Origin of the sequence: Sediminispirochaeta smaragdinae DSM 11293 (genome assembly GCF_000143985.1) — a bacterium.
Taxonomy (GTDB): domain Bacteria; phylum Spirochaetota; class Spirochaetia; order DSM-16054; family Sediminispirochaetaceae; genus Sediminispirochaeta; species Sediminispirochaeta smaragdinae.
The window spans coordinates 2390577-2411496 of record NC_014364.1; the positions used below are offsets into that span (position 1 = coordinate 2390577).

Genomic DNA, 20920 nt, shown 5'->3' on the forward strand with positions numbered 1-20920 from the left:
ATGTTATGCAGGAATTTCATAACGAATTGAGGACGGGAGCAGATATCCAGCTCCCGTCAGGTTTTTCCTTTGCCGGATACCGGGGAGGAATAAAAAAAGACAAATTAGATACCGCTGTGATTGTTTCACAGGAGTCAAGCAATTGTGCGGCGGTTTTTACTCGTAACAAGGTGAGGGCACACTGTGTTGTTCGAAACGAAAAACTCGTTGATCGTGGAGAGACCGTAAAAGGAATCATCGTAAACAGCGGAAATGCCAACGCTTGTACGGGGGAAGAGGGAGAGGGCAATAACGAGCGCTTTGCCGCCGCCGCTGCACAGCGCATCGGTTGCAAGAGCGAACAGATACTTACCGCTTCCACAGGCGTTATAGGCGTTCAGCTTCCCATAGCGGAGATGGAACATGCTTCCGGCAGCATCGAAACCGGAAGTTCCGGCGAACATTTTCTGGCCGCAGTAGATGCCATCATGACGACCGATACCAGACGCAAGTGTGTAAGCTGTCGTTTCATTGCCGGAGGCTCCTCTTTCACCATTACCGGAATGGCAAAGGGATCAGGAATGATTCATCCAAACATGGGCACGATGCTCGGTTTTATCGTGACCGATGCTCCTATCTCCGCCCCTTCTCTCCAGAGTTCGCTCAAATTGGTTGTGGATGAAACCTTCAATATGATTTCGGTCGACGGAGATACCAGTACCAACGATATGGTTTTGCTTCTCTGCCCTCCGGGGGACAGGGGCCGTTTTAGCTGCGAACAGGAACGGATGGATTTTCTCTCCAGTTTTCACTCGGCGCTCTACGATATCTGTCGCTATCTTGCCGTAGAAATTGCGCGGGACGGAGAGGGCGCAACGAAACTTTTACGCTGCCGTGTGGAGGGTGCCTCCTCTCTTCAGAATGCGAGGACCCTTGCAAAGGGTGTTATTGGAAGCAGCCTCGTAAAGTGTGCTTTTTTCGGTGAAGATGCAAACTGGGGAAGGATCATTGCGGCCATGGGCTACAGCGGCGCCGATTTCAATCAGAAAGCGGTAAGTATCAGCTTTCGGAATTTCGATGAATCACGAGCGATTACCCTAATGAAGCGAGGAACCCCGGTCGTTTTCAGCGAAGAAGAGGCAAAGAAAATTCTTAGCCAGCAGGAGATCGAAATATTCATCGGACTGGAAGAGGGAAGCGCTTCTGCCACCGCCTGGGGATGTGATCTTACCTACGACTATGTGAAAATCAACGGAGATTATAGAACCTAATGCAAGCCTACATCAACAAAGCCGAAACGCTTATCGAAGCGGCTCCCTATATCAGGAAATTTTCAGGAAAAACCGTGGTAATTAAATACGGCGGGGCGGCAATGACGGACCCGCTTCTCGAGCAGATGGTGATGGACGATATCGCCCTCCTTTCGGTTTTAGGGGTGAAACCGGTCATTGTTCACGGCGGAGGGCCCGCAATTAATGCAATGCTGAAACGTTTATCCATCGAGCCCTCCTTTGAAAACGGCCTCAGGATCACCGATCCGCAAACCATGGAAATCACGGAGATGGTACTTTCCGGGAGCGTTAATAAGAAAATCGTACAGATGCTCTCTGACCGTTCGATCCGCTCCGTCGGCCTTTCCGGCAAAGACGGGGGCCTCTTTGAGGCAAAACTCCATCGTCCCGACGGTAAGGATATCGGCTCGGTGGGAGAGATCGTGGCCTGTAACACCGAGGTTGTAACAGCCCTCATGCAAAATGGCTTTCTTCCCGTCATAAGCCCGGTTAGTGCCGGAGACGAAGGGGATAGTCTTAACATTAATGCCGATATTGCTGCGGTAAAGGTTGCAGCGGCCCTACACGCAACAAAGCTTATTTTCCTTTCGGATGTGCCCGGTGTGCTGCGTGAGATAGGCAATCCCACCTCACTTATCTCCACCATAAAGATCGACGAGGTTCCAGAAATGGTCGCCGATTCGGTTATTACCGGGGGAATGATTCCCAAAATCACCTGTGCGGCCGAAGCGGTACAGAAAGGAGTGGAATCCGTTCACATTCTCGACGGAAAAAGCAAACATGCGTTGCTTCTTGAAATTTTTACCGACAAAGGAGTAGGAACCGTCTTATGGTAAGTAAAACATATCTTCAAAAAAACAGCGAAAACGCGCTTGAAACCTATGCGTCTTTCCCCATCGTTCTCGATCATGGAAAGGGATGTACTGTTACCGATGTCGACGGCAAGGAATATCTTGATTTTGTTGCCGGGGTTGCAGTCAATATACTAGGACACGGCAATATCCGCCTGGCAAAGGCCATTGGACAGCAGGCGGAACGGCTGATGCACTGTTCAAATCTCTATCTTAATCCCGTAACGGTCGATTATATGGATACACTTCTTGCCTACAGTGGCTTTGACAAGGCCTTTTTCTGCAATAGTGGAACCGAATCGATCGAGGCAGCCCTCAAGCTTGCCAGAAAGTGGGCCGGGGTCACAGGAAAAGCGGGGCGCGATATTATAGCTTTAAACGGAAGCTTCCACGGGAGAAGCTTCGGAGCGCTCTCGGTTACCGGACAGAAAAAATATCAGGCTCCCTTCGCCCCTCTTTTGCCGGGTGTCAGATTCGCCGAGGCAAATGATCCAAAGGCATTGGAAGAGGCTGTCGACGACTCCGTTTGTGCAATCATCATGGAGCCCATCCAGGGTGAGGGAGGGATCAAGCTCTTGTCGAAGGCCTTTGTAGAAAAGGCCGATGAACTACGGAAAAAGTATGATCTCCTCCTGATCTTCGATGAGGTACAGTGCGGCTTTGGTCGGTCGGGAAAGCTCTTCGCCTGGGAGCATTTCGGTATCAGGCCGGACATTCTTTGCATGGCAAAGGCAATCGCCGGAGGCTTTCCAATGGGTGGTATCCTTGTCGACAAGAGGGCAGCAGCCTTTAAGCCAGGAGATCATGCCGCTACCTTCGGAGGTAATCCCCTCGCTTGTGCGGCAGCCTCGGTCGTGCTTGATGAGCTGACAAACAAGGGACTGCTTACCCATGCTGAAGAGGTTGGAGCATATCTGGGAGAAAAACTTGAAGAGCTGAAAGGAAAACACCCACACATAGTAGATGCACGGGGACTGGGACTGATGCGTGGAATAGAACTTTCATCGGGATCAGCAGACGTCATATCGGCCTGCATAGATAAAGGATTACTGCTCGTGAGGGCCGGGAGTGAGGTCATCCGTTTTGTACCTCCCCTGATTGTCACGAAGGAGGAGATCGACAAGGCTATATCGATTCTTGATGAAGTCTTAAGCCAATAGCATTTCGGAACCAAAACAAAAAAGGGACTGATCGCTTCAAACGACAGTCCCTTTTTTATAGAAGAAAAAACCTCTTCTACATCAAATCCTTTGGCTTACGAGCGGTGTTGCCGCTTGCTTCACACACGGCCATATGCTTCAGTTTGCCATTCTTAAAGACAGATTTCATCTTAATATTTCCGCCCCAGCGACTGACGAGCTGCTGCGCTCCGCCACGACGAGCGTTCTTTGATACGCTACCTGCCATAACAATCTCCCTTCATAGGGCCTAATAAGACCCTGTATTCATATAAACTATACAATAAAAGCAAAGTTTCGTCAAACCCACCATAGCCTCTTAATCCTTTACCTTACCTTGTCATAACATGCAGAAAATCGTATATTTTCCTTCGATGAATCTCGCGAAAATTGTCCGAAAAATATGGATTCTTCCCATAGAATTCTACAGAATCGTTATCTCTCCAGCACTACCCGACACCTGCATTTATACCCCAAGCTGCTCATCGTATGGCAAAAAAGCCATACTTAAACATGGGATCCTGAAAGGTACACTTCTGGCCATTTCCCGTATAGGACGCTGTACAGGAGCCTTCTTTACCGGTGGTGACGACCCTGTCCCCGACCACTTCTCTTTCAAAGAGATCGGGGAAGGATATCGCCGCTTCCACCGCAGGAAAAGGCCCTAAAGGGTGGGTGCCTATCTGTTATGCTCGGATAGGGCACCGGCATCCTCAAGACCGCTTCGATAGCCCTCGCTGTAGGCCTCTTTATAGGCCTCTCTCCAAGCCTCCCGATAACCGTCAAGGTATCCCTGATTGTAACTGTCGCTACTATCCGATCCGCCACCGTCGCTTCCTTCCGAGTAATCGTCAAAGGTAAATGTTATGGTACGATCGGCTGCATCGGAAAGATCGACCTCGTAACGGGTGTATCGGTCGCCGTCGATATCTACGGCAAGAACATCGAAGATGGCCGCATCGGGATCGGACAACGGTACCTGCACCTCACTTGATTCGCCATCGCGAACACTGTTGCCATTAAGCAGATCGTCCTGCCAATCATCAGAACTCGAGGGTGAAATATAAAGCTCATTGATGTCATAGCCCGTTTGGTTACTAAAGGTAACGGTAAAGCTTTCCTGAGCAAACAGGATCGCCGTGACAAAAAAAAGCATTCCCCCGATAGTCAGTCGTTTCATCTCTTCTCCTCCTCAGTTCGACTAATCTCTTTCATAAACGGAATCAAAACTCTCAGGGCATTATCGTTAAAGCCCCCTTCAGGAATAATCAAATCGGCATACAATTTCGTTGGTTCAATAAACTCATAGTGTCCAGGCCTGACTACTTCAAGATATTGATTGATAACAGAGTCGACGGTCCTCCCTCGCTCCTTCACATCCCGCTCCAATCTGCGGATAAATCTGATATCGTCGGGAGTATCGACAAAAAGTTTGAGATCAAAAAGCGAACGAATTTTTGCATCGGAAAAAACCATAATCCCCTCGAAAATAATTAAATGCTTGGGTTCAAGCGGGACCGTTTCTTCCTTCCTTCGATGATGGACAAAATCATACTGAGGCATTTCGATACTCTTTCCCGATTTGAGGGCAAGCAGGTGCTCGTATAAGAGATCGTTATCAAAGGCCTCGGGATGATCAAAGTTAAAAGCCGTAATATTACTATTGTTGATATACTCTGCAGACTTATAGTAGTTGTCCTGCGGGATGAAGTTAAAGTCGGGAACGATTTCCGATATCTTTCGGACAATGGTTGTTTTACCGGAACCCGAACCGCCCCCGATTGCAATGACTCGTATATCTTCCACATCCGCTCCCGTTTATTAATGGTAGCCCATTATCCACGGGGAGCCTTTGCCGGATCAAGCGGTTTTCCGTCTTTATAGACAAAAAAGAAGACTTTTGCATCTTTTTCTATGAGGTGAGTTCCCAATTTTCCAAGAACGGTTCCGGGGCTAACCCTGTCTCCGACATGCACGAAGGTCTCCCCGTTTCCGCCATAGGCGTAAATGGTATCGTCCGCCCCTTCGACCATGACAAGACGTCCGTACCCTCTGTAGGGAGCAACCCAGACCACATTACCGCTATTAACCGCCACAACGTCGTCTCCCGCATTACCCTGAATTTCAATTCCCTTCAACTTTCCCGAAAGGTCCTTTCGGCTTCCTGCATGGGGCCAGAGAGGAACTCCTGTATAGTCAGATGGAGGGGTAACATCTCCCGAAGAAGGGGGGACGGAATCGTTGTGCCCATTATCATCCTCTTTTCCCGCTTCGAGGACAGGAAGCTTGGAAACAATCGGTACTTTGAGTTCCATTCCGATCTTGAGGAGCGAATCCTTTGAGATGCCGTTTATCGAACAAAGACGATCAATATCAACCTCATACTCTCGTGCAATTCCGTAAAGCGTATCACCCCGTGCCACTTCATGGATCGTATACTCTTTTTCTATCTGAGGAAGCATAAGCTTCTGACCAATTTGAAGAGTGGTAGGGTCTTTGATACCGTTTTCCATCATTAAGGCATCGGGGGATAAAGAAAAACTACGGGCAATGCTGTAAAGCGTATCCCCTGGTCTCACCGTATAGCTCTGGTTTTGGGCTTGAGCCCAAAACGAGGAAGCAAAGATGGCAATTGTTAAAAAAAACAGTCGATTGTGTTTCATAGCTCCACCTACCTTATCGGCATTGATGATATCACTCTTGAGTAATCCCGAAAAAAGGATATCGATGCTACTGTCAACAGGCCCGACTCTGATATAGAATAAGCGCATGCAAAGCAACTGGGCCAGGCTGGATAACAACGGAAATCTCTACCCGGCAGTACTCTCTAAATCATATACCACCATATTTCGTCTTTCCGTAAGCCTTTTCGAGGCTGTTCAGGTCGATGCCCTCAATAGGGCCCTTGCCGTGACTATAGATAAATTCCCGTACTATAAGGTCCATCTGCGTCCCGGAGCCTTCTGGTATACCTTCGTCAAGAACCAAAGGACTCCCCACATCGTCATCGACAGCAAATATCCTTGTACCTTTATGCCGTTCAAACAACGAGGAGTCTTTCCCTTTCGCGTACGTGCATGGGGGAATACTATCGCAGTTGAATTCAGCCATGCCCTCACCGACGGTACCGGGGCAATGATATTTCTGAAGACCCTTCTTGCAGACTATTACAAGGAACTTGTGGGAGGTTTATCTGAGATGGATCGACGCCTGTTTGAGGCCGACGAACAGATACGTCTTGGCACCTCTCCATATGTTGAGGAAGAGGCCGAAGATGCCTTCAGGCGCTACTTTGATTCCGATATTCCGGACTCGGAAGGCTACCTCAAAGCCTTTCGTCTTCCGGGAAAGCGCAAAAGTACCGATCAGTACGGTGTTCTCACGGCAGATATGTCTGTCGCTCAGCTCCGCAACCAGGCAAAGATGAGAGGGCTCAGCCTGACGGAATATCTTGTATCGGTCTACTTTTTTGCCCTTCAGGAGATTCAGATATGCTGTATGAAGAGACGACCGAGAAAACACTGGTCTCCCCTTTCCATTATGGTTCCCATTAATCTTCGTCCTATGCTCCCAAGCAGAACCATGCGTAACTTTTTTCTTGCCCTCTCCCCCCATTTGGATACTCGTCTCGGCTACTATCACTTTGATGAAATTTGCCCAAAGGTACACCATTTTCTCAGGAGTCAACTCGACTACCGCAATGTAAAGCAGGATATTAGAAAGAACATGCGGGGAGTTGTTCATCCCTTGCTTCGTATTGCACCGCTCTTTGTAAAAAATAGTGTTATTAGGATGGTCTACAGGGATCAGGGAGAGAAGGCCTTTTCCGGAAATCTCTCGAATCTAGGGGTTTTTTCGCTCCCTAAACCGCTAAACGATCTTGTCAAAAGCGTTAGCTTTGTTCCGCCGCCAAGTCCCGTACTTGGCATCAAGTGTGGAGTCATCAGTTACGGGGACACTCTCTCGGTAACCTTCGGATCGCTTGTGGAAGAGCGGCTTTTGGAATATCACTTCCTCAGCTTTCTCCGGAAAGCTGGGGTACGACCATACCTTAGAGGTAATTGGAAAGGAGAAACGAATGCCTTACTGTCCCCACTGCGGAGTTGAGGTCGATCCCGATACCCAAACCTGTCCGCTTTGCAAAACTCCGCTACCTTCTATCGATACCAAGCCCATCGGTTTCGGCGAATATCCTGATCGGGAACATAAGCTGCATTATCAACGGAGAAAATTTACAAACAGGGAACGGTTCTCCGCCTTACACTTTATCCTCTTCGTATTGCTTATCCCCTTTACCGTAACGCTTTCCACCGACCTTTTGTTACATGGAGAAATAACCTGGTCGATTTTTCCAATTATCTCTCTTCTGGGAGCCTTTGCGATATGTGCCTGTTCGCTATTTGTCAGAAATGTCTGGAAACTGCTTAGTTCTTATCTGCTTATTGTCGTTGTTATCGCCCTTCTCTTTCACATGATAACGGGAACCCTCGGAAGTTTCCTTCGTTGGTCCCTGCCGATCACCCTGGTAGCCACAGCAGTAACGGTAGTGGCTATTATTTACGGTGCAAAGGCAAAATCAAGGGGATTCAACATAGCGGGGGTATCGTTATGGGCGGTAGCTCTCTTTTGTCTTATCTTAGATGCAATTATCTCAATCAATCGGGGAACGCCCCAAAAGATTCACGGCTGGTCGGTAATAACCGGCTCCGCCCTCTTTCCTCTCGGGGCTCTCTTTTTCTATGTTCATTATCGTTTTGGGGGAAGAATCTCCTTCAAACGCTTTTTCAATGCCTAACGGCGTTTGAAGGAGAAAACATACAACTATTTTTGTAAGGTATCCTTAGCAATCTGAGTTGCTACCGTGCTTCCGGCAAGGTAGGAGATCAAGGCCAAAGCAAATTCCGCGGCCGTACCTGGGCCCCGACTGGTTATGAGATTGCCGTCGAGAACCACGCGATCGGCACAAAACGTTGCATCTGAAAAATGCTTTTCGAAGCCGGGATAACAGGTGGCTTTCTTTCCTTTCAAGACCCCAAAAGATTCAAGGGCCACTGCAGGTGCCGCACAAATCGCCGAAACAAGTTTCCCCGCTTCCATGAGATCGGTCACAAGTCGTCGGGCTTCATCGCTTTTTGCAACATTCGCGGCTCCGGGCATACCCCCGGGAATAATGACAGCATCATAATCGGAACTCTTCACCTCGCTCAGCAAACAATCGCAGCCCATAGTAAGGTCGTGGGAACTGGTTACCTGCACTCCTGCTACACCAGCCACACAGACATCAATTCCTGCCCGGCGAAGGAAATCGATAGGAGTAGTCGCTTCAACCTCTTCAAATCCGTCGGCAAGTAGTATCACCGCCTTTTTGTTCATCAATGTGCCTCCTTCAGCCTCTTTCTGGCCGTTCTTAGCATATCTTCGGTCTCTTCCCAGCCGACACACTCGTCGGTGATGGAAATCCCATATTTTAGTTCATCGGGGGAGTCGGAAATATCCTGACACCCCTCATCGATATTGCTTTCGATCATAACTCCGCGGATAACATCCTGGCCTCTGACAATCTGATCGATAACAGAACGGAGTACCCGCCGCTGCCGTACCTGCCGTTTGCCGGAATTTGCGTGGCTGCAATCGACAAAAACCGCTTGAAGGAGTCCTGCCTCCTCTAAAAGACGCTGGGCATGTTCGACATCCTCTTCATGGTAGTTAGGGCCGCTCCTTCCACCCCGCAGGATGAGATGGCAGACGTCGTGTCCCGTCGTATGGAGAATACAGGTATTACCATCCTGATCAATCCCGATGAAGCTTGCAGGGTGTTCTGCCGATTGCATGGCATTGACCGCAAGCTCGAGACTACCGCTGGTACCATTTTTAAAGCCCACGGGCATCGATAGTCCGCTTGCAAGATTCCTATGTGTCTGGCTCTCGGTGGTCCGTGCACCAATGGCCGCCCAGCTGACCAGATCATCAATGTATTGGGGAACAATGGGATCGAGCATTTCACTTCCGGCCGGCAGGCCCATCGAGACAATATCGAGCAGAATCTGCCGTGCAAGCTTCAAACCGTAGGCAATGTCATAGCTTCCGTCGAGATAGGGATCGACAATCAAACCACGCCACCCTATTGTGGTTCGGGGTTTTTCAAAATAGACACGCATCACTACATAGATAGAGTCGGAAACCTCATCGGCCAACTCTTTAAGCCGTTTTGCATAATCGATGGCGACATTGCGGTCGTGTATGGAACAGGGGCCAACTATCGCCAAAAGTCGTTTATCCTTGCCGGTTATGATATTTTTAATGATTCGCCGGCTTTCGATGACCGTATTCGCAATCGCAGGTGTCAAGGGATACTCCCGCTTCAGTTCTTTTGGGCTTATGAGAGGAACCGTAGAGCGAATGTGGAGGTCATTGATTCTCTGATCGTTCTCGTTCAATGTTTTTCTCCGTCTTCCATTTCGTTCCCTTTATTGTGCCGCTTTGTCTTACCACTGTAAAGATAGCGCTTGATCTTTTGGGTCGGAGTTTTTTCAAAGGGCTCATGTTGTTCCAACAGATCGTGTAACTTGGAAAAGGAACTCAGGCGCTTATTCGCCATAATCTTCAACTCGTTAAGGTATTCACCGACGTGATGGGAGATGTCTCCGGCAGAGTCTGCAAGATGGCTGAAGGCCTCTTTGATTTGATCATAATCGACATGGACTCGTGCGAAAATCTTCCCTTCTTCTTCAAAGACCAGGGAATCCGTCACAAAATTGAATTGATTGATAACGGCCTCAATCGATTCCGGATAAATATTTTCACCGCTTGGACCAAGAATCATGTTCTTGCTTCTGCCCCTGATGTAGAGAAAGCCGTCTTTGTCAAAGACTCCGAGATCCCCGGTACGGAACCATCCATCTTCGGTAAAGGCCTCAGCGCTCTTTTTTTCGTCATGGTAGTAGCCAATCATGACATTCGGCCCTTTTACAAGGATCTCTCCTTCCCCTGTCACAGGATCCGGATCCCCAAGTTTGACGACAACCCCGGGAATGATTGTCCCGGTCGAGGTATATCTCGTTTCTGAGGGGGAACAACCGGCTATAAGGGGACTTGTTTCGGTGAGACCGTAACCGATCGCGTAGGGGAATTGTGCTTCACGAAGGAATTTTTCAACATCGGGCGCAAGGCCGGCACCACCGATACCGAAAAAATAGAGCCGCCCGCCGAAAATTCTCATAAGCTTTTTTCCGGCAAAACGATTGAGCATCTTTCGAAAGGGAGGAATTCGATAGAGAAGTTTTACGGCCGTCTTTTTATTCAGAAGAGGCAGAATGCTTTGACGATATAGCTTTTCTATCAGAAGAGGTACCGAAAGCATCAGAGAGGGCCTAATCTCTTTCAGGGCCGGCAGCAGAACGCTCGGAGCCGGCGGCCTATCGAGATAATGGATATGGGCACCCAACATCAAGGGAATAATCATTCCAATGGTGCATTCATAGGTATGGCTTAATGGAAGAATGGAGATAAGGGTATCTCCGGGCTTGATACCCGGAATGGGACTGGTCGCAAGGGCATCGAAAACCAGGTTTCTATGGCTAAGCATCACTCCCTTCGACTGGCCCGTCGTGCCTGATGTATAAATGATCGACGCCACATCATCTTCTTTTGGGATATCTATCTCCAGATCCTTCTCGCTTTTACCCAAAAACTGCTTCAAGTCGATGGGAACGGAGGTCTCGTCCTCTTTCAGAAGAGAAAAATCTTCGATAAAGATAATCACAATCCCTTTTTCTGATACACGTTTCAGTTTCGGATAGAGCTTTCGGGAAACAAAAACGGCAGAGACTCCAGCATGGATGAGAATATTGACCATGTCGGCAGGAGGAAAATCCGGAAGTATCGGAACGGTGACGGCCTTCATCCTGGAGACGGCAAAATAGGCAAGCCCCCAATTTGGCATATTTGCCGAAACGATGGCAACTCGATCACCGGGCCTAATGCCAAGCCCTTTCAGCGCCGCCGCCAATTGTAGACTTTTTTCGTCGAGGTCACGGTAGCTAATCGTCCCTCCCTTGATAAAGGAGAGGGCCGGACGTGTATCGTATCGTCGTGCAGATTGCGTAATGAATTCCCGAAGCGTGAGTGTATCGAATGTCATAGGTTTCGTTCCTCCCAATTCTCCGCGGCGGCGGGCACAAAACGTTCACCTTTTTTTAGAATTCGGTAACGCCCCTTCCACTCGAGACTCTCTTTCACATGATGTGCAAGGAGTTCCGGACTATTGCTATTCCCGGAAAGATGGCAAAAATAGACCGATGAAAGCATAGACTCGGGAGAAAGGTTGTTCAGAAACTGAACGGCAGCACTATTCGATAAATGTCCTTTATCTGATGCAATACGTTTTTTAAGGAAGCGTGGATAAGAACAGCTTTCAAGCAATGTCTCATCGTAGTTTGCTTCAAGAAACAGCACATCCGAAGATTCTGCATACTTGGTCATGATTTCCGAGGTAAGCCCCGTATCGGTCAGAATCGTAAACGTTGTTCCGGCAAGGCTAAAATGGTAGCCCATCGAATACGGGGCATCGTGACTGGTGGAAAAGGCTTCAAAGCGTAAGGCTCCGGTTTCATATTCCCGACCGGTCCTGATATCGAGCTTCTGTTCAATATCCCCCTTGATATAGCGGCCGAGATCAAGTTCACCGTGAGCTACCACCGGCAGATGATAACGGCGGGACAGTGGTGCTACACCTCTAAGATGGTCGTCATGAATATGGGTAAGAAATATAAATTTTAATCGCGATAGATCGAACCCCGAAGATTCCGCACGTCTGGTCAACTCTTTAAGAGAAAAACCGTTATCGAACAGAAAAGCTTCTCCATCATGCTCGAACAGATAGGCGTTCGCATTCGATCCGCTTCCGAGAATCGAATAACGCATCGCTACCCCTTTTCCCGACGGGCAAACTCACTCCATACATTGGGAGCATCCCCGCAGACAGCACTACCGGCGGCACGCACTACCGGCGTCTTTAAAAGCTCGGGATGCTCAAGGATCTCTTCGAGGGGGTCATACTCCCTCCACTGATACCCCGCCTTGCGGTAAAAATCACCGTCACTATCGATAAGTTCCTCGGGAGGAACCGATTTAGCTATATTCGAAAGTTCTCCGGGAGAAAGCCTGTGCGTTTTCAGATCAAAATCCTGGAAGCCGATACCACGCTCACTAAAAAAACGTTTAGCCTTTTTTGTGGCACGACATTTCTTACTGCCGATTATCTGAATCATGATCGCTAAACTTTATACTCCGAAAGAAGAATTTGCAAGGGAAGAGTGCAAAAAGGTGATAGCGAACATTTGACCAATAGCCGGGAACGTGGTACACAATATTCATATGAGAAGAACACATCGAATCGTCACCATTCTTTCTATGGCTCCCGGAGAGCGTGTAACGGTATATGGATGGGTCCGAACCAAAAGGGACTCGAAGAATGTCTGTTTTCTCGAGCTGTCCGACGGTTCCTCCTTTCGAAATCTTCAGGTTATCGTCGATAAGGCAGAGGAAGAAAAAAGCCCGGTCATCGATAGCATCACCACCGGTGCGAGTGTGGAAGTTACCGGTACCCTTGCCGCCTCCCCGGGGAAGAATCAGAGTATAGAGCTTCAGGCCGATAGTCTGAAACTCATCGGAGAAGCCCCTGCTGAAAGCTATCCGCTTCAGAAAAAACGTCACTCCTTTGAATTTCTGCGGGAGATCGCCCACCTCAGACCGCGAACGAACACCTTTGGAGCCGTCACACGGGTGAGGAATCAGTTATCCTGGGCTGTCCATCGTTTTTTTCAGGAACAGGGGTTTATCTATGTTCATACTCCCCTCATTTCCACCAGCGACTGCGAGGGTGCAGGTGAGATGTTTCAGGTTACGACTCTTCCCTTGGAGAAGGTTCCGCTGAAAGAAGGCAAGATCGATTATTCTCAGGATTTTTTCGGCAAAAGAGCCAGCCTCACGGTAAGCGGGCAGCTTGAGGCCGAAATCTACGCCTCCGCCTTCTCAGACGTCTACACCTTCGGCCCCACATTCCGTGCGGAAAACTCCAATACAACTCGTCATCTTGCGGAATTTTGGATGATCGAACCTGAAATGGCCTTCTGCGATCTTGCCGGTAATATGGAGCTTGCCGAGGCCTTTCTGAAAAATATTCTATCATCGGTCCTTGAGCATTGCAGCGAGGATATGAAATTCTTTAATCAATGGGTCGAAAAGGGTATTATTGACAGCCTTGAAAAGGTCATCGATACGCCCTTTACCCATATGAGCTATACCGAGGCTGTTCAGGCCCTCAAAACAGGCAAAACGAACTTCGAATTTCCCGTTGAATGGGGATCCGACCTGCAGTCGGAGCATGAACGCTTTTTGACCGAAACGGTCTGTAAGGGGCCGGTGATAGTAACCGACTATCCCAAAGAGATAAAGGCCTTCTACATGAAGCTTAACGATGATGGAAAGAGCGTCGCGGCCATGGATGTGCTTGTCCCCAGACTTGGGGAGATCATAGGAGGAAGCGAGAGGGAGAGTCGCCTTTCGGTGCTTGAACAGCGGATTCACGATACGGGATTGAATCCTGAAGAGTACTGGTGGTATCTTGATCTTCGTCGTTTCGGCACGGTTCCCCACTCCGGTTTTGGGCTCGGCTTTGAACGGCTTATTCAATATGTCACGGGAATGCAGAACATCAGAGATGTTATCCCGTTTCCCAGAACGGTCGGCAACGCCGCCTTTTAGTTGCCGACAAAGATAAGGCTGAGTGCCGGTATATAGGTTATCAGTAAGACGGCAACCAGCATCACAAGGAAAAAGGGAAGCACCGACCGATACATAGCAGGGAGGGGCTTCCCGAAACGATAGCTGGCAAGGAAAAGATTCAAACCCACAGGCGGCGTGAGATAACCAAGTTCCAGATTTGCGAGGAAAATAATTCCAAGATGTACGGGATGTACTCCGAACAGCTCTCCCAAAGGAAGGATGAGGGGGACAACCACCATGATCGCCGAAAAGATATCCATGAGACAGCCGGTTATCAAAAGGCCGATATTAAGTAAAAGTAAAAAAAGCAGCCGGGAGGAGATGTGGGCTTCCATCCAAGCGGCGAGCTTCATCGGGACTTCCGCATCGACAATGTAATAAGCGAGGCCCCGACTCGATGCAAGAATAATCAGAACTCCTCCGATAATGGGAACACTTTTTATCAGGACCGACGGCAATCTGCGAAGCGAAATATCACGATGGATGCACATCTCGACGATGAGCGCATAGAGTAAGGTGACAGCCCCGGTTTCCACTATGGTGGCTATTCCCGTCAAATAGGGAACAAGTACGACAAGCGGTAAGAGCCCTTCCCAAAGAGCATTACCTATGATACGCAGGACTGGCTCATGGCCGGACTCCTCTACCTGCACCCCTTTGGATGATGCTCGAAAGCCCATAAACGAGACCATGACTACCATAATCGTGCCGGGAATAATGCCCGCCAGAAACATGTCACGGATACTGATTTGGGCGACAACCCCATAAAGGATAATCGGCAGACTCGGGGGAAAAAGGAGGCCGATACTCCCGCTGCTGGTAAGTAAACCGTCGACAAAGCGTTCATCAAAGCCGTTTTTCCTGAGAATAACCGATAAGAGCCCTCCAAGGGCCAAAATGGTCACCCCGGAAGCACCGGTAAAGGTGGTGAAAAAGGCGCAAACAATAACAGCTACCGCGGCCATCCCGCCGGGAAGTCCTCGAAACAGGAGACGAAAAAGGGCAATGAGGCGTTCACCCGCCCCACTTTCGGAAAGGACAAAACCGGCCACGGTAAATAAGGGAATTGCCGCAATGGTCTGGGCGGTCAACATCGAATAGGATTCGATCGGTACGACCTCAAGACTGCCGAAGGATTGGGCGAAAAGAAGCAGGGCCCCACCGCCAAGCACGACAAAAAGCGGCACACCCAGAAAAGCAGCGAAGATAAAAAGTATCAGCAGCAGCGGTACCACTCTTTCCGCCGCATTGTAATACATCTGAACAGCAGCATCGATAAAATCCAAAGGAGCCGCAGGAATAAAAGTAAGGAGGTTTGCCACCGCAGGCAGGGCAAGAAGCGTTCCACAAACGATTGCGATCAGGCCGAACACAGGCACAAGGCGGGGCGATCGCTCAGTCTCGATAAGACGAAAGATAAAGCCGAAGGCCATGAAAAGATAGCCCAGCGGCATAATAAGGATGATCAGCCGTGTTGGGATACACCCTACCATGGCCTCGGGGCCGAAGGCTATAAATAACATCGAAAGGCTGGTCCAGGCAAAAGCAATGGAAACGGCAACGGAAATAAAGGTTGCCGCAAGGGAAATAGCAAAGGCCTTTCTTCCCTTAAGAAAATGGGCAACGGCCGAAATGCTTAGATGGTCGCCATTGATCGCACCGGCGACCCCTCCGAGAAAGGTAAGAATGAGCACAAGATGGGTAATATAGTCGGATGAAGCGGTAATCCCCCTGCTGAAAAACAGGCGCAGGAGGATTTCAGAAACAGGAAGAGCGACGAGCAGGAGGATCGACAGACCGGAGATATAGGAAACGACGCGTTCTATCCGTCTCATTTTTTCCTGTACTCTTCAAGATACGCCTGAATCTCCTGCAGAACAGCTCCGGAGTAATCCTTATCCAGTCCAGAGGAATAGGCACGGGCGATTTCCTCTTCCCATAGCTCCCATTGCTGATCGCTTAAGGTATGGACCACCAAACCATTTTCCTTCATGATCGACATTGCCTCCTCCTCGAGCTGGGTAGAGCGCTCGTACAGGGGCTTGATATGCTCCTGGGCCGATTCCAGGAGCCGTATTCTGAGCGATTCCGGTATCCGCTTCCAGCTGCGGTCACTGAACACGAGGGCACCAAGTAGCGGGGAGATGGGATATTCAAGCATATGGTTTGCAACGCCGAAGACCTGGTAGGCCGCTGCCGCAAGAGGGCTTGTGAAGGTCGCCTCAATCATTCCCCCCTGAAGAGAGCTGAGCCAGTCAATAGTGTCGACGGGCAGAACCCTGTATCCCATATTTTTCCATATCCGTTCCATTCCCTCTTGTCCCGGAATGATCCCCAGTCGCAAACGCTTTAGATCATCGGGGATAACGACAGGTTTTGTGGAGAAAAATTTGACCCAACCGGCCATGGTCCAGGTAATCAGTTTGTACCCCTTCTCGCTGACGATCTTGTCGAAGGTCGGTTCCATCTTGGGAACAAGATAATCATACTCATCGGCACTGCGGATAATACGGGGGAGGCTCATAATGAAAAGATCGGGGCTGATGATATCAAGTCCGATGGAGGTGAGCACCACACCGTCGAGCTGCCCTACCCTCATCTTTCTGATCATGGCCTCTTCGTCACCCGCAATTCCTCCGGCATAGATTTTTATGCTAAGGCGGCCATCCGAAAGTTCTTCCCAGTCTGCGGCAATCTCTTTCAGGGTCTGGTCCCATGGACTTCCGGCCGGTGCTATACTTCCGATTTTTACGGTCAGAGCGGGTAGATTCATCACGGCAACCAGACAGTACAGAACGGCAACAACGAACGTGGTTTTTCTTTTCATTTTACTCCTCCGATTGTTCATCGGGAATAACGACAAAAAAATCCTCGGCATGAGCAAGAAGCCACCGAGCCTTCTCCGCTTGGAGGGTATTTACCAGCCGGGAGTCAGGCCTCGTTTCCATATCGACGGCGAGTCCCTTTTCAAGCATAGCCCGAAATCCCTCGTAATCCTGCTGTGGCACACAGACAGCCTCGGCATAGGCGACAAAGGGGCTCACAAGTCCCTCTTCCCCCAGCTTGAGCGAGCGTTCAAAATGGTGATATGCGGCACGGTAGGGATCGCTGATCGGATCAATCCCGAGACCGTGGTAATAATCGGCCTCCCATGTCCGAACGGGGTCGTCGGCAGGAGCCACATTCGGCCGATAACGCATCGCTTCGGGCAGAGCGGGAAGCACAGCAATGGCAAGTTCATGAAGGGCCCCGTAATTAAAGCCCTCGTCAAGGCTGAGTGCCCGCACAAGAAGGGCATATGCGGTGGGGGCCTCTGCCATTCGCCTCATATTGAAGCCTTCGGCCGAAATTGCCCCGAACCATCCGGCGGCGGCCCAGTAGAGATCCGAAACATCTTCCTTCGAACAGTTTTCCAGTGCCTCGTCGTATCGTTTTTCATTCAACAGACGAATGCATCCGTCGTGCCGCGTTTCAAGGGCCCTTAATGCGTAATCGCGTCCCCGAAGGTAGAGAGAGGCGGCACGCTGTAGCATATGGCGCTGCTTTTCCCACGAGGATTCCATGCTGGCGGGAAGCTGACAAAAGGCATTAGCATAAGAGACAAACCCCTCACCGGCGGCAGAAAGAAGAGCCGGATGGTCCGGATGATCGACCAATAGAGCCTCGTACATTTTCAAGGCAAAGGGCAGCGATTGTGCTGCCAATTCAGGATCGCTTTCGCCGGTAAATGCCGTCGAACTTCCTGCTCCGGTTAAGGCGTCTATCGCCATCTCCGTGGCAAATTTCGTGGGGGAGCAAGCCGTCACCAGGGCAAAAAGCAGAAGAAAAAAAACAAGATCAAAGGTTTTTTTCATGATTTACCCCTTGTTATGTTTTGCCAATAGGGTATCAAAAGCATTTGCAAATGGAGTGTAATGTTGTTCTCCACCCTTTTTTTGTGTGGGCATGATACCAGAAAATCGCAATTCGGTCATGATATTTCTCATGCTTACCCGTTCGGCGATATTCTCTTTAGTATAGACCGATCCATCGGTATCAATGGCTACGGCCCCCCGTTCAACCACCCTTGCTGCAAGGAGTATGTCGCGGCTGATACAAATATCCCCGGCTTCACATTGCCGTACAAGGGCATCATCTGCCGAATCGTCCCCCTTTCCTACAAGTACCATCTCCTGCTTGGAAGATTCGACATCGGGTAAACGGCGGTCGGCAAAAAAAAGAGCGGGAATCCCCAAGCGTCCGGCCGCCCGAAGCACGATGGCACGGACATTTCTCGGACAACCGTCAGCGTCAACTAATAACTTCACTCAAAGGCTCTCCAGGTAAGGTGGCTATATAGGCTTGCCCCTCTCCTCTTATCTGCAAGCCGCACGTTGCAGGAAGGAAGAGACTCTGTCCGCGTTTCGCCTCCATTGAATCCGCTTGTCCGGATACTCGAAACATAAGATGCCCCTTTGTCACCAGAACGATCGCAGGGAAACGGCCTTCAATAGTGGCCTCGCCGCCGTCGAACCGCTGCAATTCAAACTCTTGTGCCGGCGTTTGGTAGCGGAATAGCCCTACATCCGTCTTGACCGGCGTAAGTATCGCGGGGGTGGAAGAAGAAAAGATGAGCACCGACTCAAGCTCATTCATATCAATATGTTTGTGTGTAAGCCCTCCCCGAAGGACATTATCGGAATTTGCCATGAGTTCGACGCCAACCCCTTCCACATAGGCGTGAAGCAGGCCTGCCGGTTGATAAAGAGCCTGGCCGGGGTCCAAACGGATTACATTAAGATACAGCGGTGCCGATACGGCAGGATCATCGGGATAATAGTCGATAAATCTACGAACAAGAGCGGCCTCTTTTTTCTTTCCATCAAGAGCCCCCCTTTCTTCCCTCGCCCAGGAAGCGAGAGCATCGGCAAGTTCTTTGCTATCCTCTTTCTCAAGATTAAGAAGGGCCATAAAAAAGGAGGAAAGTGCATGTTCTTTTTCCTTAAGCAAAGGGAGGAGTTTCCCTTCTGCCGTACGACTTTTTAAACGTGAAAAACCGTCGATAATTTCCTCTCGATCACGAAAGCCGCACATGGCGGTAAAAGGAGTGAGGGCCGCTATGATTTCCGGTTTGTGATTTCTATCGCGATAGTTGCGGTGAGGGGCGTCAATGGGAATTCCGGCAGCTTCCTCTCTGGCAAATCCCGCCTCTGCCTGAGCTTTATTAGGGTGGGCCTGAATCGAAAGAGGTGTCTTTGCCGCAAGGACCTTAAAAAGAAAGGGCAAACGCCCACCATATTTCCCATTAATCCCAGAGCCGAGAAAAGCCTCGGGATTGGTACTCAAAAGATCTCCCAATTCCTCGAACTTCCCCTCCTTAGACAATACCTTACTCGGACCGCGGGGATGGTCCCCCATCCAGAGCTCGGCAAAGGGACGACCGTCGGCTTTGATCCCCAAAAGCTCAGGGATAGCCGTCTCTTCCCCCCAGGGATAATGCTGTACAATATTCTGTAGAAAATACGCGTCACACTTCATACAACTAGTGTATACCGCTCTTCAAGAGATAGTCAAAGGGAGAGCCCTTGCCAGAAAGGGTAATATCGCCCCATACTATAGCAACAAAACCCGAAACAATAGGCAGGAACCAAAGATGATATCGGAAGGCATGCTAGATACATTATTTGCAAACCAGTTTCGTCGAGAGAGCAGTTGCTTGGTCGTTAGCCCGGGAAGAACGGAACTGTGCGGTAACCATACCGACCATAATCGAGGTAAAGTCCTTGCTGCGGCAATAGATCTTGCCAAGACGGCCGCCGTTGCGCCGAGGGACGATATGCGGGTTGAGATCATCACGGAGGGTTTACCCGAACGGGTAGACCTTATAATCGATGACGACAAACCGCGAGAAGAGGAAAAGGGAACCTCCTCTGCCCTTGTTCGGGGAGTTATTGCGGCCCTTCGGCGGAAGGGATTCAAAGCAGCGGGCTTTTCAGCCTTCGTTCGCAGCGGGGTGGCTCTCGGCTCCGGCTTAAGCTCTTCGGCAAGCTTTGAAGTGCTCATTGCAAAAATCATCTCCAGACTTTTTAACAACGACACTATCGATCCCTTGACCATGGCCCTCGCGGGGCAAGAGGCAGAAAATCGGTTTTTCGGAAAGCCCTGCGGCCTTATGGACCAGATTGCCTGTTCCTACGGCGGTATTGTGTCCGTTGATCTGGAATATCCGGAGAAGCCGATAATCGAATCGGTCGACTTTAGCTTTTACGACCACGGGTACACCCTCGCAGTCATTCATACCGGGGGCAGTCATGCCGATCTTACCGGCGATTATGCAGCGGTTCCCCAAGAGATGGAGGCTGTCGCCCGTTTTTTCGGAAAAACGGCATGCCGCCAGTTGTCGAGAAATCAGCTTTTCGAGGAGCTTTCCTCTCTTCGAAAAGCGGTTGGAGACAGGGCCATATTGCGTGCACTCCATTTTTTTAATGAAAATGCTCGTGTAACAGAAGCCACTGAAGCATTAAAGAAAGGAAACATGCAGGAATATCTTTCGATCATACGGGCTTCTGCTAAAAGTAGCCGGGATCTGCTTCAAAATATCTATTCCCCATCAAAACCGGAGGAACAGAATATCTCCATGGCTTTGGCCCTTGCCGAAGAGTTGCTTGGAAATGATGGAGCCTGCCGGGTCCATGGGGGAGGCTTTGCCGGAACCATCCAGGCCTATGTTCCCAACGAAAGATTTTCCTTTTTTCGAGAAAGGATGGAGCATTATCAAGGAAAAGGAAGCGTCACTCCCATCTTAATATCCTCAACGGGGGAGTGCTAAACTTGACCACCAACCGTCGACCGTCGT

At 49.7% G+C, this 20920-nt stretch carries 22 protein-coding genes; 8 read left to right on the top strand and 14 right to left on the bottom strand.

Annotation, left to right across the window (positions count from 1 at the left end; translation table 11 throughout):
• Window positions 1–5: 5 nt before the first annotated feature.
• From argJ to SPIRS_RS11280, 3 genes are read left to right on the top strand one after another with little or no spacing between them, the layout of a single operon-like run.
• Complete coding sequence (gene argJ / locus SPIRS_RS11270) at window positions 6–1250, top strand: bifunctional glutamate N-acetyltransferase/amino-acid acetyltransferase ArgJ (protein ID WP_013254812.1); 1245 nt, start codon at window positions 6–8, stop codon at window positions 1248–1250.
• Window positions 1250–2107, top strand: a complete 858-nt coding sequence (argB, locus tag SPIRS_RS11275) for an acetylglutamate kinase (RefSeq protein WP_013254813.1) — start codon at window positions 1250–1252, stop codon at window positions 2105–2107. Before argJ ends, argB begins: the two co-directional genes overlap by 1 nt.
• Window positions 2101–3282 carry an aspartate aminotransferase family protein gene (locus SPIRS_RS11280; protein WP_013254814.1) on the top strand — a complete coding sequence of 394 codons (1182 nt, stop codon included), beginning with the start codon at window positions 2101–2103 and terminating at the stop codon, window positions 3280–3282. The genes argB and SPIRS_RS11280 overlap by 7 nt, the downstream gene beginning before the upstream one ends.
• A 76-nt stretch (window positions 3283–3358) precedes the next feature.
• Here the strand turns inward: SPIRS_RS11280 and SPIRS_RS22510 are convergent, their stop codons facing one another.
• A complete protein-coding gene (locus SPIRS_RS22510) occupies window positions 3359–3529 on the bottom strand; it encodes a hypothetical protein (RefSeq protein ID WP_013254815.1) in 171 nt (56 codons plus the stop codon).
• A gap of 145 nt (window positions 3530–3674) precedes the next feature.
• Between SPIRS_RS22510 and yidD the strand changes: the two genes are divergently transcribed.
• Window positions 3675–3968, top strand: a complete 294-nt coding sequence (gene yidD, locus SPIRS_RS22145) for a membrane protein insertion efficiency factor YidD (RefSeq protein WP_083771479.1) — start codon at window positions 3675–3677, stop codon at window positions 3966–3968.
• A gap of 11 nt (window positions 3969–3979) precedes the next feature.
• On the opposite strand, the gene SPIRS_RS11285 is transcribed toward yidD, so the two are convergent.
• The 3 genes from SPIRS_RS11285 to SPIRS_RS11295 are packed head-to-tail and all read right to left on the bottom strand — an operon-like array spanning window position 3980 to window position 6071.
• Window positions 3980–4480, bottom strand: coding sequence for a hypothetical protein (locus SPIRS_RS11285; protein ID WP_013254816.1), 501 nt, complete (start codon window positions 4478–4480; stop codon window positions 3980–3982).
• Window positions 4477–5106 (bottom strand): uridine kinase, encoded by a 630-nt coding sequence (udk, locus tag SPIRS_RS11290; RefSeq protein ID WP_013254817.1) that lies wholly within the window; start codon window positions 5104–5106, stop codon window positions 4477–4479. Before udk ends, SPIRS_RS11285 begins: the two co-directional genes overlap by 4 nt.
• A gap of 29 nt (window positions 5107–5135) precedes the next feature.
• Window positions 5136–6071 carry a M23 family metallopeptidase gene (locus tag SPIRS_RS11295; protein ID WP_245537577.1) on the bottom strand — a complete coding sequence of 312 codons (936 nt, stop codon included), beginning with the start codon at window positions 6069–6071 and terminating at the stop codon, window positions 5136–5138.
• On the opposite strand from SPIRS_RS11295, the gene SPIRS_RS11300 reads away from it, so the two are divergent.
• Both SPIRS_RS11300 and SPIRS_RS11305 read left to right on the top strand, forming a co-directional pair.
• Window positions 6070–7407 carry a hypothetical protein gene (locus tag SPIRS_RS11300; protein WP_013254819.1) on the top strand — a complete coding sequence of 446 codons (1338 nt, stop codon included), beginning with the start codon at window positions 6070–6072 and terminating at the stop codon, window positions 7405–7407. The genes SPIRS_RS11295 and SPIRS_RS11300 overlap by 2 nt on opposite strands.
• Complete coding sequence (locus SPIRS_RS11305) at window positions 7379–8095, top strand: zinc ribbon domain-containing protein (RefSeq protein ID WP_013254820.1); 717 nt, start codon at window positions 7379–7381, stop codon at window positions 8093–8095. Before SPIRS_RS11300 ends, SPIRS_RS11305 begins: the two co-directional genes overlap by 29 nt.
• Window positions 8096–8121: 26 nt before the next feature.
• Here the strand turns inward: SPIRS_RS11305 and SPIRS_RS11310 are convergent, their stop codons facing one another.
• From SPIRS_RS11310 to SPIRS_RS11330, 5 genes are read right to left on the bottom strand one after another with little or no spacing between them, the layout of a single operon-like run.
• Window positions 8122–8673, bottom strand: coding sequence for a DJ-1 family glyoxalase III (locus tag SPIRS_RS11310; protein WP_013254821.1), 552 nt, complete (start codon window positions 8671–8673; stop codon window positions 8122–8124).
• Window positions 8673–9737, bottom strand: a complete 1065-nt coding sequence (locus tag SPIRS_RS11315; RefSeq protein ID WP_013254822.1) for a 3-deoxy-7-phosphoheptulonate synthase — start codon at window positions 9735–9737, stop codon at window positions 8673–8675. Before SPIRS_RS11315 ends, SPIRS_RS11310 begins: the two co-directional genes overlap by 1 nt.
• Complete coding sequence (locus tag SPIRS_RS11320; protein ID WP_013254823.1) at window positions 9734–11440, bottom strand: AMP-binding protein; 1707 nt, start codon at window positions 11438–11440, stop codon at window positions 9734–9736. Before SPIRS_RS11320 ends, SPIRS_RS11315 begins: the two co-directional genes overlap by 4 nt.
• Complete coding sequence (locus SPIRS_RS11325; protein WP_013254824.1) at window positions 11437–12222, bottom strand: MBL fold metallo-hydrolase; 786 nt, start codon at window positions 12220–12222, stop codon at window positions 11437–11439. Before SPIRS_RS11325 ends, SPIRS_RS11320 begins: the two co-directional genes overlap by 4 nt.
• 2 nt (window positions 12223–12224) lie before the next feature.
• Complete coding sequence (locus tag SPIRS_RS11330; RefSeq protein ID WP_013254825.1) at window positions 12225–12569, bottom strand: arsenate reductase family protein; 345 nt, start codon at window positions 12567–12569, stop codon at window positions 12225–12227.
• 106 nt (window positions 12570–12675) lie between these two features.
• On the opposite strand from SPIRS_RS11330, the gene asnS reads away from it, so the two are divergent.
• Window positions 12676–14064: an asparagine--tRNA ligase gene (asnS, locus tag SPIRS_RS11335; protein WP_013254826.1), complete on the top strand. Its 1389-nt coding sequence runs from the start codon at window positions 12676–12678 to the stop codon at window positions 14062–14064.
• Here asnS and SPIRS_RS11340 read toward each other — a convergent pair.
• From SPIRS_RS11340 to manA, 5 genes are read right to left on the bottom strand one after another with little or no spacing between them, the layout of a single operon-like run.
• Window positions 14061–15920, bottom strand: coding sequence for a TRAP transporter large permease (locus SPIRS_RS11340; protein ID WP_013254827.1), 1860 nt, complete (start codon window positions 15918–15920; stop codon window positions 14061–14063). The genes asnS and SPIRS_RS11340 overlap by 4 nt on opposite strands.
• Window positions 15917–16912 carry a TRAP transporter substrate-binding protein gene (locus tag SPIRS_RS11345; protein WP_013254828.1) on the bottom strand — a complete coding sequence of 332 codons (996 nt, stop codon included), beginning with the start codon at window positions 16910–16912 and terminating at the stop codon, window positions 15917–15919. Before SPIRS_RS11345 ends, SPIRS_RS11340 begins: the two co-directional genes overlap by 4 nt.
• A 1-nt stretch (window position 16913) precedes the next feature.
• On the bottom strand, window positions 16914–17939 hold the full coding sequence (locus tag SPIRS_RS11350) for a TRAP transporter TatT component family protein (protein WP_013254829.1): 1026 nt from the start codon (window positions 17937–17939) through the stop codon (window positions 16914–16916).
• A gap of 3 nt (window positions 17940–17942) precedes the next feature.
• On the bottom strand, window positions 17943–18392 hold the full coding sequence (locus SPIRS_RS11355; RefSeq protein ID WP_013254830.1) for a YaiI/YqxD family protein: 450 nt from the start codon (window positions 18390–18392) through the stop codon (window positions 17943–17945).
• Window positions 18376–19602, bottom strand: a complete 1227-nt coding sequence (manA, locus tag SPIRS_RS11360; RefSeq protein ID WP_013254831.1) for a mannose-6-phosphate isomerase, class I — start codon at window positions 19600–19602, stop codon at window positions 18376–18378. The genes SPIRS_RS11355 and manA overlap by 17 nt, the downstream gene beginning before the upstream one ends.
• A gap of 130 nt (window positions 19603–19732) precedes the next feature.
• On the opposite strand from manA, the gene SPIRS_RS11365 reads away from it, so the two are divergent.
• Entirely contained in the window at window positions 19733–20893 is a 1161-nt protein-coding gene (locus tag SPIRS_RS11365) for a galactokinase (protein ID WP_171814767.1), read from the top strand.
• The last annotated feature ends 27 nt before the right edge of the window (window positions 20894–20920 follow it).

Coding starts and splice junctions, on each gene's coding strand:
- argJ (WP_013254812.1), top strand. CDS start 6: ATGCAGGAATTTCATAACGAATTGAGGACGGGAGCAGATATCCAGCTC.
- argB (WP_013254813.1), top strand. CDS start 1,250: ATGCAAGCCTACATCAACAAAGCCGAAACGCTTATCGAAGCGGCTCCC.
- SPIRS_RS11280 (WP_013254814.1), top strand. CDS start 2,101: ATGGTAAGTAAAACATATCTTCAAAAAAACAGCGAAAACGCGCTTGAA.
- SPIRS_RS22510 (WP_013254815.1), bottom strand. CDS start 3,529: ATGGCAGGTAGCGTATCAAAGAACGCTCGTCGTGGCGGAGCGCAGCAG.
- yidD (WP_083771479.1), top strand. CDS start 3,675: ATGAATCTCGCGAAAATTGTCCGAAAAATATGGATTCTTCCCATAGAA.
- SPIRS_RS11285 (WP_013254816.1), bottom strand. CDS start 4,480: ATGAAACGACTGACTATCGGGGGAATGCTTTTTTTTGTCACGGCGATC.
- SPIRS_RS11300 (WP_013254819.1), top strand. CDS start 6,070: ATGCAAAGCAACTGGGCCAGGCTGGATAACAACGGAAATCTCTACCCG.
- SPIRS_RS11295 (WP_245537577.1), bottom strand. CDS start 6,071: ATGCGCTTATTCTATATCAGAGTCGGGCCTGTTGACAGTAGCATCGAT.
- SPIRS_RS11305 (WP_013254820.1), top strand. CDS start 7,379: ATGCCTTACTGTCCCCACTGCGGAGTTGAGGTCGATCCCGATACCCAA.
- SPIRS_RS11310 (WP_013254821.1), bottom strand. CDS start 8,673: ATGAACAAAAAGGCGGTGATACTACTTGCCGACGGATTTGAAGAGGTT.
- SPIRS_RS11320 (WP_013254823.1), bottom strand. CDS start 11,440: ATGACATTCGATACACTCACGCTTCGGGAATTCATTACGCAATCTGCA.
- SPIRS_RS11325 (WP_013254824.1), bottom strand. CDS start 12,222: ATGCGTTATTCGATTCTCGGAAGCGGATCGAATGCGAACGCCTATCTG.
- SPIRS_RS11330 (WP_013254825.1), bottom strand. CDS start 12,569: ATGATTCAGATAATCGGCAGTAAGAAATGTCGTGCCACAAAAAAGGCT.
- asnS (WP_013254826.1), top strand. CDS start 12,676: ATGAGAAGAACACATCGAATCGTCACCATTCTTTCTATGGCTCCCGGA.
- SPIRS_RS11340 (WP_013254827.1), bottom strand. CDS start 15,920: ATGAGACGGATAGAACGCGTCGTTTCCTATATCTCCGGTCTGTCGATC.
- SPIRS_RS11345 (WP_013254828.1), bottom strand. CDS start 16,912: ATGAAAAGAAAAACCACGTTCGTTGTTGCCGTTCTGTACTGTCTGGTT.
- SPIRS_RS11350 (WP_013254829.1), bottom strand. CDS start 17,939: ATGAAAAAAACCTTTGATCTTGTTTTTTTTCTTCTGCTTTTTGCCCTG.
- manA (WP_013254831.1), bottom strand. CDS start 19,602: ATGAAGTGTGACGCGTATTTTCTACAGAATATTGTACAGCATTATCCC.
- SPIRS_RS11365 (WP_171814767.1), top strand. CDS start 19,733: ATGCTAGATACATTATTTGCAAACCAGTTTCGTCGAGAGAGCAGTTGC.